We start from the raw sequence: 14,633 nt of genomic DNA, 5'->3' as shown, positions 1-14,633 counted from the left end.
AAACCACCATCTTTTGGAGACCTAAGACACTGTGCATCTGAAAAGTCTAACCGTGCGCGGCTTCAAGTCCTTCGCCTCCGCGACGACGTTCCACTTCGAGCCAGGCGTCACCGCGGTGGTCGGACCCAATGGGTCGGGCAAATCCAATGTGGTGGACGCCCTCGCCTGGGTGATGGGCGAACAGGGAGCCAAAACGCTGCGCGGCGGCAAGATGGAAGACGTCATTTTCGCAGGTACCTCCGGCCGGGCGCCCCTCGGCCGTGCCCAGGTCTCGCTGACCATCGACAACGCCGACGGCGCTCTGCCCATCGAGTACGCCGAAGTCACCATTTCCCGCACGTTGTTCCGCACCGGCGGATCCGAATACGCCATCAACGGCGACACGTGCAGGCTCCTCGACATCCAGGAGCTGCTCTCCGATTCAGGGCTCGGCCGCGAAATGCACGTGATCGTGGGGCAGGGCCAGCTGGACAAGGTGCTGCATGCCACCCCCGAGGACCGGCGGGGCTTCATCGAGGAAGCGGCAGGGATCCTCAAGCACCGTCGTCGGCGGGAGAAGACGGTCCGCAAACTTGATGCCATGCAAGCCAACCTCACCCGGCTGACCGACCTGACCGGTGAAATCCGCCGCCAGCTCACGCCGTTGGGCAAACAGGCCGACGTCGCCCGCCGCGCCAAGACCGTTCAGTTTGATGTCAGGGATGCCAGGGCGCGGCTCATGGCCGACGATCTGGTCCAGCTGATGAACTCCTTCGACCGCGATGTCGCCGACGAGACAGCCCTCAGGGAACGCCGCGCCGACGTCGAACGGCTGCTGGCAACCGGCAGAGCCCGACAAGCCGACCTGGAACGGTTCGCGGCCGACGCGACACCGCGGCTGAACCTGGCCCGCGACACCTGGTACCAGCTGGCCAACACCCGCGAACGATTCAGGTCGTTGGGCAGTCTCGCCGACGAGCGTCGTCGGCTGCTGGGAGACGGGGCCGACGACGACGGAGCCTCCCGGGCCGGCGGCAGGACCCCGGACGAACTGGATCAGCAGGCCGCCCGCGTCAGGGCCGAGGAAGCCGCGTTGCGGGACCACGTGGCCGAACGCGCCGAAGCGCTGGAAACTGCCATCGAATTGCGCGCCGACGCCGAGGACGCGGCAGCCGTCGAGGACACCCGGTTGACCGCTCTGCTCCGTGCCGCCGCCGACCGGCGGGAGGGCCTGGCGAAACTGATCGGCCAGGTATCGGCCGCCCGCTCGAGGGTGGAATCGGCCGAAGCGGAGCTGGGCCGGCTCCGCGCATCAGTGGGCGACGTCGACGTCCGCCGAGCCGCCGCCCAGCAGGAGTTCGCGGCACTCGAGGTCCAGGTGGCCGGCGCCGAGGAGGGCGAAGAGAACCTCGACGAACAGTACGAGGCTGCCAGCCGTGCACTGGAGGCGGTCCAGCTGCAACTCGAGGACCTCACCGGCGCCGAACGTGCCGCCGACCGGGAACGGGAGTCCCTGCAGGCCCGGCTGGACGCGCTGAGGACCGGACTCCAGCGCCGGGATGGCAGCCAATCGGTGCTCGACGCTGGCCTTGACGGCGTCCTCGCCGCCGTCACCGACCTCCTGACGGTCCACCCCGGATACGAGACAGCTATCGCTGCCGCGCTCGGATCAGCAGCCGACGCCGTCGCGGTCCAGGACCTGACAATCGCCGATCGTGTGCTGCGCCGGGTGCTGGAGGACGACGCCGGGCAGGTGACCCTGCTGGTGGCCGACGCAGCAGGAGACGGCACGCCGCCCACAGTTGACCCCCCGGGGCTGGATCTGCTGCCCGACGGCGCGACACCAGCCCAAGACCTGGTGACCTGCGACCGCCAGCTGGCAGGAGTGGTAGCCCATCTGCTCCAGGGGAGGGTGGTGGTCCAGGGGATTGACGAAGCCTTCGGGCTGGTGCAGGCCCAGCCACACCTGACGGCCATTACCAGGGACGGAACCGTGGTCACCGTCGCGTCGGTCAGCGGCGGGTCCGCAGCCGAACCGGGCGTCCTGGAGGTTCAGGCGGCGGTTGATGAAACGACGGTCCGGCTGGAGGCGGCCGCCAACCGGATGGAACGTGCACGGTTTGAGATAGCAGCCAGCACCGGACGGCTCACCGAGGCCCAAACGGCAGCCGATCAGGCCCTGGAGCAGTTGCATGATTCCGATGCCCGGCTCGCAGCAGTCGCCGAAAAGCTCGGTCAACTCGGCTCGGTGGTGCGGTCCGCGGCCGGCGAAACCGACCGGTTGACCCGGCTGGCCGACGCTGCGGCCGCCAACCTGGGTACCGAACAGGAGCGGCTGCAGGAAGTCACCGAACGGCTCGCGGCCGCCCAGGATGCACCGGACGAGAGCGAGCCGTCCAGCGAACAGCGGGATCTGCTGGCGCTCGGCGCGGCGCAGGCGCGGCAGGGCGAGATGGAAGCACGCCTGTCGTTGCGTAGTTCCGAAGAACAGCTCCGCGCGATCGCCAACCGTGCCCTGTCCCTGGAGCGGGCAGCTGCCGCCGAACGGCAGGCACGGGTCCAGGCCGCCGAACGGGCACGGATCCGGCGTCTGCAGGCAGCCAGGGCTGCCGCCGTCGGACAGGCAGTGCACACCGCACTGCAGTATCTTGACGTCTCGGTGGAGCGGGCAGCGCACCACCGCGACGCCGCTGAAGAGGCCCGAGCACAGTGGGACGCCGAGCTGACCGACGTCCGAACCAGCAACGACCGCCTGATCGCCGAGCTCGGTGAGCTGACTGACTCGGTGCATCGCGACGAGCTGGCCCGCGCCCAGCAGCGTGCCCGGATTGAGACCCTTGAGAACCGTGCGATTGATGAACTCGGGCTCACCTCAGATCACCTGATCGCCGAATACGGTCCCCACCTGCCGGTCCCGGTAGCCGTCGCTGCAGCCGACAAGTGGGCGGAGTTGAGGGCGCCGGTGGACGACGACGGCAATCCGATCCCGGCCGGGATTCCCTTTGTCCGCCGGGAGCAGGAGAAGCGGCTCAAGCGGGCCGAGAAGGACCTCGCGTTGCTGGGCCGGGTCAACCCGCTCGCACTCGAGGAGTTCGCCGCGCTGGAGGAACGCCACCAGTTCCTCAGCACCCAGCTGGAAGACCTCAAGGCAACCCGGAAGGACCTCCTCGACATCATCCGCGAAGTCGACGAACGGGTGGAACAGGTCTTCACTGCCGCCTACCAGGACACGGCAGTGCAGTTCGAACGCGTGTTCGGGCGGCTGTTCCCCGGCGGGGAGGGACGGCTGGTCCTCACCGACCCGGACAATATGCTCACCACCGGTATTGAAGTTGAGGCACGTCCGGCGGGTAAGCGCATCAAACGGCTCTCGCTACTGTCGGGAGGGGAACGCTCGCTGACCGCCGTCGCCCTGCTGGTCGCGATCTTCAAGGCCCGTCCGTCGCCGTTCTACGTCATGGATGAGGTGGAGGCGGCCCTGGACGACACCAACCTCAGCCGGTTGATCACCATTTTCGAGGAGCTCCGCGAATCCAGCCAGCTGATCATCATCACCCACCAGAAGCGCACCATGGAGGTCGCCGACGCCCTGTATGGCGTCACGATGAGGGGCGACGGCGTGTCAACGGTCATCAGCCAGCGGCTGGTGGACGCCTAGGTACCGGTACAGCTAGCCAACGGGAACTACTAGCCAACGGGAACTGCGGTGACGATGACGTTCTTCCCCCACAGGTCGTCGGTGTAGCAACTGATCAGGACCAACCGGTGCGGCACAATGTCCCAGATGTCGCTGGTCTTCAACGTGTCCTTGTCGTGAGTGGTGACCGACTCGACGACGTACTCCAGCGCTCCTGTCCCGATGCCCACGGTGAGGGCATCCCCTACGGCGACGTCGCTACTGAGTCGATTGAACGGCGCCTCACGGTCTTCCCAGCTGTGACCGGTGATGTAGGTGGTGTTGGTAGACCCCTCACCGGGGCTGCCGTAGGTGGTCAGCCAGTACGCGTCGAGGGTGAAGGGCGGCACAATCGATTGACTGGTAATCTCGCCTTCCGTCGGGGTCAGTCCCAGGATCTCCATGTCGATGCCAGCTGCGGGAACTGTGAGATGGGTAGGTGCCGAAACCCCAACGGCGACGGGTGCGGTGATGTCCCCGGGTTCGACGCCGGCGAGGCCTGACGGCGTCGGTGACACCTCGACCGGAGAGCGTGAATCCCCGGGGGGCGCCGTCACCGATGGGCCGGAGTTGGAAGCCGGTGCGCTCGCGGACTGGCCGCTCGATGGTTGGGGGGTGCTGCCCGCCGGTGGGGTCCCTCCACCCGAGCACGCGGTGAGAAGGATCAGCACCGCACCAAGCAGCGCGTACACCAGACGGTTACCGTAGTGATGCCGTGACACAGACAGTGGACGGCTGGGGGATTGGCCTTGGGTCATTGCTCCTCGATTCGCTCCGGGGATGGGTGCGGTCAGCAGGTGATCGTTCGCGCAGTGAACGTGGCGCCGACCAGGATGATCGGCGCCACGTTCCCTCCGCGGGTTTGGGGCAGGTACTAGCCGACGGTCCGGGTACCGCGGCGTAGCTTCACGACAGCTGCAGCTGCAACAGCTCCACCGGCAGCCAGCAGAGCCCCCAGTCCCAGGAATCCCGGGCCAGCAGGTGTTGCCGACGAAACCGGCGCGGCAGTAACGTCGTCGCTTTCGCTCGCGGTCTGGATGTTCAGCCCGCCGTTGCTACCCGGCGAGCCGGGTGCTCCACCGGAGCCTCCGGCCGTACCGTTAGAGCCAGCCCCGCCGGAACCCCCTGCCCCGCCGGAGCCACCGTCGCCGCCGGAACCCCCGGAACCGCCGGAGCCGCCGTCGCCACCGGAGCCGCCATCACCTGCATCGACGTCGACGACGATGTCGATGTCGAGCAGAATGTCGCCGACACCGCAATTGGCGATCGCGGCGGCAAACAAGCCTTCTAGTTCAGCAAGGTCGGCGTCGCTGATGCCCGGTGCGTTGAGCTGCAGGGTGGCCAAGGCCTCAATCGCGGCATCGAGATCCGCCTCAGCCGCGAGGATCGCTGCCACATTGGCTGCCAGCTCAAGAGCAACCTCGGCCTCGTCGACAACCAGCTGGGCGTCAACGACAACCGCGGCGGCTGCATCCAGAGCCAGCTGGAGATCATCCACCACTACCTGGGCGTCGGCCTGGATGGCAAGGGCCGCAGCGAGGGCCGCACGGGCGGCGATGACTGCGTCGGTTTCCACTGCCAGCAGCGCATCGAGTGCAAGCTGGGCGTTGGTCACCCCCAGGTCGGCGACCACCTGAGCGGCAAGTGCCGCATCAAGAGCGAGCTCGGCAGCGGCGATCAGCAGGGGATCGCCATCGGCGATGGCCGCGGCCAGCTCGGCTTCGGCGGCGATTACTGTCTCATCGGCAACGAGTTGGACTTCAACCGCTGCGTCGAGAACGGCCTGCGCGTCTGCGATCAGATCTGCCTGGACGGCCAGCGCCGCGTCGAGGGCCGCTGTAGCTTCATCAACGTCGGCAGTCACATCGAGCAGGACCTCGAGTGCGGCGTCAAGGGCGATTTGAGCATTGTCGAGGTCCAACTGAGCATCGGCCAGGACCTCCAGCGCAGCGTCGAGCGCAAGCTGGGCATCGCCGGTTGCCAGTGCTGCGGCGTCAACCAGGGCATCCAAGGCCACCTGCGCATCGAGGACCGCCTGCAGGGCGAGCGACAGCTCGATGGAAAGCTCGGGGTTTGCTCCCGTCTCAGCCAGGGCTGCACGGAAGTCGGCCTGCGCGGCCAGGCACTCCGGTGAGTCGAGTGCTGCCTGTGCCGGGGCAGCGCTCAGAAAGGTGCCGCCAGCGACGAGTGCGGCTGTGGACCCGACGGCTAGCAGACGATGACGAGTGATCATGGGGTTCTCCTGTGGCGAGAGTGAGCTGCCGAATTGCGAACGACAGCGGAGATCACCGGTTCCTTGAGGTGTTCTCTGAGACCCATGTCACACAGTCGAACGGGTAAGTGATAGGTCCAAACAGTTAGTAAACAGTGACCACTTCGTTACTAAGTGGGCTTATCTCATGGGATAGGTTAGCCAAAAGGCTGGGAAATACCGCTACCTGGTAGCACTCTTGGGGAGACATCTATGACCATGGCTGACCATTCGGCCCTAGCGCTCACTGTTCATTTGGCCAGCAACGACTATCTGACCGGCGTTGCACTCGAACAGTTGTTTGGGCAATCAGGATTCATTGAACTGTCCGGTTTCAGCAGGCACGGTACCGAGGCGGTTTCGAGTGTGAGGGCTGAACGCCCCGACATCGTGTTGATTGATGCCTCGATCACTGGTGGCGGGCTGGCCGAAACCACCTCCGCGATTTCTCAGTTGAGGGACGGACCAACGGTAGCGATCCTGTCCACCGACCGATCCGGGGATTCGAGCCGCGCGATGGACGCAGCCTTTGCGGCAGGAGCGTCAAGCTACATCGTCAGGGATTCGAGTGTCGAGGATATCGCTGCGGCACTGCGGCTGGTGCATCGTGGGGGACTGGTGAACGCTGTCTTCCCGGCCTGTCGGCACTCGCCGCGACTGGTGAACCGATCCGATGCACACCTCATGAAACGCTTCGGAACCCTGAGTTCACGGGACCAACAGATTGTTGGGGCCCTGGCCAATGGGTGCACCAATCTGCAGATCTCGCGACAACTCAACGTCAGCGAGGCCACCATCAAGGCTCGGCTCGCCCAGGTCATGCAGTTGCTGGGGGTGGATAACCGGGTGCAGATAGCGGTTGCAGCGGTCCGTGCCGGAGTGTCGACTGCCTGAGTCTAGGTGCCGGTCTTCTCGGGGAGCGTCTCGCGGGCGCCCAGCCAGACCAGGAACGCCGCGAACGCCACCACCCCGGTGAGGGCGAACGCCCAGCCGAAGGACAGCGCATCCACGATCAGGCCAGCGATGATTGGCCCAATAATCGCGCCGGTGTCGGCGCTCATCTGGAACGCTGCAAGCACCTTGCCGCCGCTGCGCTGGTTGCCAATCACATCAGCGACCACTGCCTGCTGGGCAGGGTTGAGCAGACCAGCCCCGATGCCGGCAACCACTGAGACCGCAAGGAACATCACCAGGTCGGTGGTGAAGCCGAGTCCCGCCATGGCCACTCCGTTGACAGCCAACCCGGTCAGGACCATGGGTTTGCGGCCCAGCCGGTCGGCCAGCCTGCCCGAGAAGGTGAGCGCCAGGGCGGTACCGAGGGCGAAGAAGGTCAACGCGATGCCCGCCGCTTCAGGTCCCTCGTCCAACACCGCGACGACGAAGAGCGGAACCAGGGCCATCCTCACCCCGAACGAGGACCAGCCGTTGGAGAACCCGGAGGCGAGGGCCGCCCGATACGCAGAATCCCCGAGCGCCTCACGCACCGACAGGCCGGGCAGCGGAGCCACGTTGCCTGCCTTGTCCCGAAGCGCTGAATCCCGCAGCTTGATGAACACCACGGCCGCCGCCACGATCAACGCACCGGCGTAGACCAGGAAGGGCACCCGCAGGCCGAACACGGCCAACAGCCCGCCGATCAGCGGACCAAAAATACTGCCCAGCAGGAAAGCAGACGCGTACGATCCCGACACCCTGCCCCGCAGCCCCGGGGGCGCCAACCGGACGATCAGGCCCATCGCCGACACCGTGAACATGGTCGACCCGATACCGCCGAGCCCCCGGAAGATCAGCAGCTGCCAGTAATCCGCGGCAAACGCGCAGGCCCCGGTGGACAGCGCCACAATCAGCAGCCCCGACACGTAGACCGGACGCTCACCGAGGCGTTCGACGAGTTTGCCGCCCGCCGGCGCGAAGACCAGCCGGGTAAAGGCAAACGCGCTCACAATGATCGCCGACGCGGTGACGCCCAGGTCGAGACGGGCAACAAACGGCGGCAGGTCGAAGCTCTGGGCAAACTGCGGCAGGACCGGTGCCACCAGCCCGAACCCGATGGCTATGACGAAGGCTGCAGCAATCAGGACCCAGATTTCCTGGGGAATCTTGATACGTTCTGCGGGTGCGACGACGGAATCACCGGCCGTGGGGGAGCGTCTGAGGCTGAACATGATGACAGTAGTCTTTCACCAGTTTCCCTCCGGCCACGCCAGAGGCGTATGAGAAGCTAGGTCTGTGAACGAGACGACGCTCCAGATAGTAATTTACGTAGCCATTTCTCTCGCGGTGATCGGCTCGCTTGCCGTGCTGCTGCTGAAGGGACGCAGAACACCGCCGGGTACCTACACCACCACCCGCGACGACGACGATCGGGTGACCGGTGGAACGCCGGGGACCTCCACTGACACGCTGGAACAACCGAGCGACACAGCGCCCGACGTCGTCGTACCCGATGACCTGCGCGACCTCGACGAGACCACCATCGGGACCGAAACGGTGCCGGTCGAAACCCCCGCAGAGGTGCAGGGCCGCCTGGCCCGCCTCCGTGCCCGACTGATCCGGTCGAACAACGCGCTCGGCAAGGGCCTGCTCGCCCTGCTGTCCCGCGACAACATCGACGAGGACGTCTGGGACGAAATCGAAGAGACCCTGCTGCTCGCCGATCTGGGCACCGAACCGACAATGGAACTGGTGGACGCGCTCCGCGCCCGGGTGAAGGTGGCGGGTAGCCGCAGCCCCGCCGAGGTGAAGGACATGCTGCGCGAAGAGCTGATCAAACTCGTGGATCCCACCATGGACCGCTCCCTCGCGACCCACCGACACGCAGACCGCCCGGCGGTCGTGCTGGTGGTCGGTGTCAACGGGGTCGGCAAGACCACGACCGTCGGCAAGCTGGCCCGGGTGCTGGTCGCTGATGACAAGGACGTCCTCCTCGGCGCGGCCGACACCTTCCGCGCCGCAGCAGCGGAACAGCTCGCCACCTGGGGACAGCGTGTGGGCGTCCCCACGGTCCGGTCCGACGTCGACGGCGCCGATCCCGCCTCGGTTGCCTACGAGGCGGTCAAGGCCGGGATCGACGGCGAGGTGGACGTGGTCATGATCGACACCGCCGGTCGCCTGCAGAACAAGGTCGGCCTGATGGACGAACTCGGCAAGGTGAAGCGGGTCATCGAGAAGCTGGCCACCGTTGACGAGGTGCTCCTGGTGCTCGATGCCACCACCGGTCAGAACGGCCTCAACCAGGCCCGCGTGTTCGCCGAAGTGGTCAACGTGACCGGAATCGTCCTGACCAAGCTCGACGGCACGGCCAAGGGCGGCATTGTCGTCGCGATCCAGCGCAGCCTCGGTGTCCCCGTGAAACTGGTGGGCCTGGGCGAAGGCGCCGACGATCTGGCGCTCTTCGAAGCCGAAGCTTTCGTGGACGCACTTCTCAACTAGCCACACCCGGCTAAACACAAAAGCGGCGCCCCACCGAGTCCGGTGGGGCGCCGCTTTTGTGGTGCGGGCTAGAAGGTGAAGTTGAAGACCGACACGGTGCCCGCAGTGACCGGCAACTGAACGGATTCGGCGCCCGGGACGAAACCGGGGATGGCGGGCCGTTCCCCGGCGGGAACCGGTGCGGCAAAAGCACCGTCGATAATTGTTGAGTCCTCGGCGCCGTACGACGGGCCAGCGAGCTGGGTCATCGAGCTGGTGCGCGCCGCCGCTGGCAGCGTCACCGTGACGTCGGTCTGGGCAGCAACCTCGGGATCGTTCTGGTTGACCAGGACCACGCTCATGCTGTTGTCTTCATGGCGCACCACGTAGCTGTAGGCCAGGCCACCGCCCTGGGCGGTGTTCTGCAGGAATGCTCCGGGTGGAAGTTCGGCAACCATCGACAGGCCGTAGTAGTTGGCCCGCTCGTTGAAGGTGGCATCGGGCTGGAGGTAGGGTCCGCCGGAGCAGATGGATGACATAGGAGGTCCACCCTGGCAGGTCAGCAGCGAGCTGTGGAAGCTCAGCCGGGGGATACCGATCTGCGCCGCGCTCAGCGCATAGTCGACGCTCCACAGCGCTGATGCGTGGGTCTTGGTGGTTTCGTTTGATCCTGGGCAGGCGGAGATCCCGGTTTCGGGGATCCAGGTTTCCAGGCCGGCAGCTTCGGCGGGGGCCAGCGCTGCACGGCGGTAATCGTCGGCACGGTCATGGATCGCTGAAGCCATCAGGTTGTCCATGATGGGCTCGCCCAGGGGGTCATTCGATCCGTCACACTGCGACAGCGGGTAGTGGTGGAACGAAAGGATCTTTTCCTGCTGCAGGTCCGCCTGGGTGAACGGCTCCCACCAGGCCTCCGCATAGGTGCCGGGGCCCACGATGCGAACCTCTGGTGCAACCTCATACATCGCATCCGCATAGGTTTTCAGCTCCTCGAGGTAATCGGGGATGCCCCAGTCGGACGGCCGCAGACCATTGGTGGGATACCCGTTGGGCTCGTTGCCGATGGTGATTCCGACCAGCCGGTCCCCGAAAATGTCCGAGGCATGCATGGTCATGTCCGCTGCACGCTCGGGATCGTAGTTGCCCATGTCCACAGTCAGGCTGATCGTCGCGTCGGCCGCTTCCAGGAGGGTGTTGACCCGTTCCAGGTCGGCCGGGCCTGCGGCACGCACCGGGTGAGCTTTGTCGCCTTCAAGGTTTCCGGGGATTGCCTCGTTGGAGGACGTCCAGAAGAACCGTCGATCCACCGCGTTACCGCCGAACCGAAGCATGGGGCGACCCAGACCGGTCAGGCTGGCCACAATCTCGGGGTTATCCCCGGACATCCGGGGATCCGCGAGGTCGGTGGCTTCGAGGGACAGCCCGATCAGGTTGGACGGCAGCTCCGTGCCGGTTGGCTCGTCCGATACCTCGATGGTCATCGCTTCAACAGCTTCCAGCGGCGACCCCGCTGGTGGGCCGGCCTGCTCATAGAACACCGTCGGAGCTGGCGGCAACGGCTCCGTCGACGTCGGCACGGGGGTGGGTGCTGATGACGTTTCGACGGCCGCTGCACTCGGCGACGGCGACGACGACGCCGACGGCGTCGCACCTGGCTCCTCGTCCTGGGCGAGTGCGGAAATGCCTACCCCCGCACCCACCAACACCACGATGGTTGCCAGTCCGGCCGCCATCAGGACCTTCGGACTAGGGCGGGAACGCTGTGCGGGTCCTTGCTCAGTCTCCTCCGGTGCAGGATCAGGCGTCGGGCTATTGGGGTAATCGGACATTATTCTCCATCGTTGTCAGCTCCTAGCCAGTCTAACCAGCCCGCAGCCTACTTATTTTCCGTACCTCAGGCAGGGGGTCCAGTCCAGTCACGGCGGTGTTTTCTGGGTCCGTTTACCTGGCTGAAACATGGCTGTCACGCAGTCTTTACCGCGGAGAGGGTTCTGTAACCTCCCCGCAATCAATTGGTTCACGGATCGGAAACACGCCGTAGGCAGACTTACGAATGCGGGAACTCCCCGCCACTCGCGAGAGGATGTGACGATGGATCTGACAGCAGGTCACGTCTGGGTAATGATTTCGGCCGCCATGGTGCTTTTGATGACACCAGGGTTGGCATTCTTCTACGGCGGCATGACGCGCGCCAAGGCCGCACTGAACATGATGATGATGAGTTTCATCGCCGTCGGTTTGGTCGGCATCGTCTGGGTTCTCTGGGGATATTCAATGACCGGGGGCGACGGTGTTGCACAGCTGTTCGGTAACCCGTTCGCATCCTTCGGTCTCGAGGGGCTGATCGGCACCGAGGACATGATCGGCGCTGGCTACGGCGTTACCTTCGCCATTATCACCGTCGCCCTGATCAGCGGGGCGATTGCCGATCGGGCCAAGTTCGGCGCCTGGTCGCTGTTCGTGCCGATCTGGGTCACTGCCGTGTACTGCCCACTGGCCTTCATGGTGTGGGGTGGCGGGCTGCTGAGCGCTGACGGCGCTGTTGGCGGCGCGGTCGGTGAAGCAATTGACTTCGCCGGTGGCACGGTGGTTCACATCAGTGCCGGCGTTGCGGCGCTCGTGCTCGCCATCATCCTCGGCAAGCGCCAGGGCTTCGGTAAGGATCCGGCGCAGCGCCCGCACAACGTGCCGCTGGTCATGCTCGGCGCAGCACTGCTGTGGTTCGGCTGGTTTGGATTCAACGGCGGCGCCGCTGGCTCCGCCGAAGAAGCGGGTCTCATCTGGGTCAACACCATGGCCGCTCCGGCAGCAGCAATGGTCGGTTGGCTCGTCCTTGAACGGTTCCGCGACGGACGTCCGACCTCCCTGGGCGCAGCCTCGGGTATTGTCGCCGGCCTCGTTGCCATCACCCCAGCATGCGCCAACGTCACCCCCATCGGTGCGATTGGTCTGGGCCTGGTCGCCGGCGTACTGTGCGCCCTGGCCGTGGGCCTGAAGTACAAGCTGGGCTTCGACGATTCACTCGACGTCGTAGCAGTCCACCTGGTCGCCGGCACCGTCGGCACTGTTGCCCTGGGCTTCATCGCCATGCCGGTCGACGGCGAAGGCGGTGGCCTCTTCTACGGCGGCGGTGGTGGTCAGTTGCTCGCCCAGGTGGTGTCGGTCCTCGTGGCCGTTACACTCTCGGCCGTGATGACCGCCATCATCGGTCTGGGCATCCACAAGACCATCGGGTTCCGCATCACCGCGGACGACGAGGTATCCGGTGTCGACCTCTCCGAGCACGCAGAAACCGCTTACGAATTCGGCGGCCTCGGCGTCGGTGGACAGTTCCACCCCACTACCACTGTTGCAGCGACGGAGAATGCTTCGGAAAAGGTGAACTCATGAAGCTGGTAACAGCAATCGTCCGCCCGGATAAGCTCGACGGCGTCCGTGGAGCCCTCGAAACGTATGGTGTACAGGGCCTCACGGTCAGCGGGGCAAGCGGCTACGGAAGACAACGGGGCCACACCGAGGTCTACCGGGGCGCCGAATACACGGTGGACCTGCTCCAGAAGATCCGCGTCGAAGTGCTGGTCGCTGATGCCTGGGTCACCGACATCGTTGATGTCCTGGTTTCAACCGCCAACACCGGCAGAGCCGGTGACGGGAAAGTGTGGGTGATCCCGGTCGAGGACGCCGTCCGCGTCCGCACCGGGGAACGCGGCGACGCAGCGCTCTGACCCGACTCACCACGCTTACCGAGGTCACCCTTCAGCTCCGAGATCACCGCCTACAGTGGGTGACAGGAGCAGGAGGGTGACCTCGTTGTTAAGCGCTTCCGCAGCGGCTAGCCGGTCCAGCCCACGGGGCCGGAAGAGCCCGCCGGATATTCGTCGAGCGGCACCTCATTGGCGGCCCATGCGGCGAGGACGGGATCGACGATCCGCCAGCAGTCCTCGGCGGTGTCGCCCCGCACCGACAGGGTCGGGTCGCCGGTCAGCACTCCCTCGAGGACTTCCCCGTAGGGCAACAGCTCCGAGGCATTCAGCTCGACCTCCAGTACCGCCCGGTCCAGGGCGAAAACGTCGCCCGGGCCGTTCACATCGATTTCCAGCTTGAGGGTTTCGGGGCCAAAACCGATCCGCAACTGGGTGGGTGAATCCTGCCCGCTGAAGCCCGCCGGAAGATGGCTCACCGGCTTGAACGTCACCAGCGCTTCTTTGCGGTTCCCGGCCAGCGCCTTTCCCGACCTCAGGATGAACGGCACACCCGACCAGCGGGCGTTGTTGATCGACACGGTGATCTCCGCGAGGGTCTCGGTTCCGCGGGCCGGGTCGACGCCGTCCTCGGCTGCGTAGTCGGGGAGCGCCCGCCCATCGACCGTCCCCGCTGTATACCGGGCGCGCCGGGTACTCGTCACGAAATCCGGGTCGACCGTGCTGGCGCGCAGCACGGCACCAAGGCCATCCCTCAGGTCCCGCTCGTGCAAACTGACCGGCGACTCCATGGCGAGGATGGCCATGGCATGGAGCAGGTGACTCTGGATCATGTCCCGGAGAGCCCCAGCGCCGTCGTAATAGCCAGCACGGCCTTCAAGGGCCAGCGCCTCGTCGTAGACCACCTCGACCCGATCGATGTGCAGGTTGTTCCAGACAGGTTCCAGGAGCCGGTTGGCGAACCTGAGCCCCAGAATGTTCAAAACCGTCGCTTTGCCCAGGAAATGGTCCACCCGGTGAATGTGGTCCTCGGGGACCAGCCGGGTCAGTGTTTCGTTGAGCTGGAACGCTGAACCCTGATCGGTGCCGAACGGCTTCTCCATCACCAGCCTGGTGTCCTCCGGCAGATCTCCGGGGGAGAGGAGCTCACACGCCTTCTCCGAGATTGCGGGCGGCAACGCAAAATAGACGGCGACCGGCCCTTGCAGGGAAGCAATCAGGTTGGCCAATTCGCCCGGCGCGGTCACATCAATCTGGCGGTACACGCTCGTGGTCCGCACCAGGTCGAGCACAGCCCGGCCGTCGTCGTCGGCCACCTCCCTCGCACTGGCAAACGACTGGGTGACCCGTTCCGACCACTGCTCGTCGCTCCAGTCGTCGTAGCCGGCGCCCACCAGGCGCAGACTCTGCGCCCGACCATGGTGGACCAACCGGGCCAGCCCGGGGAGTAACAGTCGTCCGGTCAGATCGCCTGACGCGCCCAGGATGAGCAGTGTCGAGACCTCCTGATCGGGGGAGAAGGGCAGGTAGTCCTGGACTGAGTTCGTATGCGTTTCCACACCATCCACCCTGCCACCCAAGCACCGAGATGTCCCGCAAGCCGCCGTCCGCCCCA

Annotated in this window: 10 protein-coding genes; 5 read left to right on the top strand and 5 right to left on the bottom strand. The window is 65.6% G+C overall.

Annotated features, from left to right (window positions below; all coding sequences use genetic code 11):
• Positions 1-31 precede the first annotated feature (31 nt).
• Complete coding sequence (gene smc / locus ABD059_RS00790) at positions 32-3,637, top strand: chromosome segregation protein SMC (RefSeq protein WP_343877135.1); 3,606 nt, start codon at positions 32-34, stop codon at positions 3,635-3,637.
• A gap of 29 nt (positions 3,638-3,666) precedes the next feature.
• Here the strand turns inward: smc and ABD059_RS00785 are convergent, their stop codons facing one another.
• Positions 3,667-4,413, bottom strand: a complete 747-nt coding sequence (locus ABD059_RS00785; RefSeq protein WP_343877133.1) for a sortase domain-bontaining protein — start codon at positions 4,411-4,413, stop codon at positions 3,667-3,669.
• Between the two features lie 116 nt (positions 4,414-4,529).
• The gene (locus ABD059_RS00780; RefSeq protein WP_343877132.1) at positions 4,530-5,888 is read right to left on the bottom strand and encodes a hypothetical protein; all 1,359 of its coding nucleotides are present in this window, start codon (positions 5,886-5,888) and stop codon (positions 4,530-4,532) included.
• A gap of 231 nt (positions 5,889-6,119) precedes the next feature.
• On the opposite strand from ABD059_RS00780, the gene ABD059_RS00775 reads away from it, so the two are divergent.
• Entirely contained in the window at positions 6,120-6,800 is a 681-nt protein-coding gene (locus ABD059_RS00775; protein ID WP_343877130.1) for a LuxR C-terminal-related transcriptional regulator, read from the top strand.
• Positions 6,801-6,802: 2 nt separating this feature from the next.
• On the opposite strand, the gene ABD059_RS00770 is transcribed toward ABD059_RS00775, so the two are convergent.
• The gene (locus ABD059_RS00770) at positions 6,803-8,071 is read right to left on the bottom strand and encodes an MFS transporter (protein WP_343877129.1); all 1,269 of its coding nucleotides are present in this window, start codon (positions 8,069-8,071) and stop codon (positions 6,803-6,805) included.
• 64 nt (positions 8,072-8,135) lie between these two features.
• Between ABD059_RS00770 and ftsY the strand changes: the two genes are divergently transcribed.
• Positions 8,136-9,338, top strand: a complete 1,203-nt coding sequence (ftsY, locus tag ABD059_RS00765; protein ID WP_343877127.1) for a signal recognition particle-docking protein FtsY — start codon at positions 8,136-8,138, stop codon at positions 9,336-9,338.
• Positions 9,339-9,406: 68 nt separating this feature from the next.
• Here the strand turns inward: ftsY and ABD059_RS00760 are convergent, their stop codons facing one another.
• On the bottom strand, positions 9,407-11,146 hold the full coding sequence (locus tag ABD059_RS00760) for a hypothetical protein (protein WP_343877126.1): 1,740 nt from the start codon (positions 11,144-11,146) through the stop codon (positions 9,407-9,409).
• Between the two features lie 262 nt (positions 11,147-11,408).
• Between ABD059_RS00760 and ABD059_RS00755 the strand changes: the two genes are divergently transcribed.
• A complete protein-coding gene (locus ABD059_RS00755; RefSeq protein ID WP_343877124.1) occupies positions 11,409-12,707 on the top strand; it encodes an ammonium transporter in 1,299 nt (432 codons plus the stop codon).
• Positions 12,704-13,042, top strand: a complete 339-nt coding sequence (locus ABD059_RS00750; RefSeq protein ID WP_019482927.1) for a P-II family nitrogen regulator — start codon at positions 12,704-12,706, stop codon at positions 13,040-13,042. Before ABD059_RS00755 ends, ABD059_RS00750 begins: the two co-directional genes overlap by 4 nt.
• Before the next feature lie 107 nt (positions 13,043-13,149).
• Here ABD059_RS00750 and ABD059_RS00745 read toward each other — a convergent pair whose 3' ends face one another.
• On the bottom strand, positions 13,150-14,577 hold the full coding sequence (locus tag ABD059_RS00745; RefSeq protein WP_343877122.1) for a glucose-6-phosphate dehydrogenase: 1,428 nt from the start codon (positions 14,575-14,577) through the stop codon (positions 13,150-13,152).
• Positions 14,578-14,633 lie beyond the last annotated feature (56 nt).

Origin of the sequence: Arthrobacter flavus (assembly GCF_039526005.1) — a bacterium.
Classification (GTDB): Bacteria; Actinomycetota; Actinomycetes; order Actinomycetales; family Micrococcaceae; genus Arthrobacter_D; species Arthrobacter_D flavus.
This window is presented reverse-complemented; position numbering and strand designations above follow the sequence as displayed.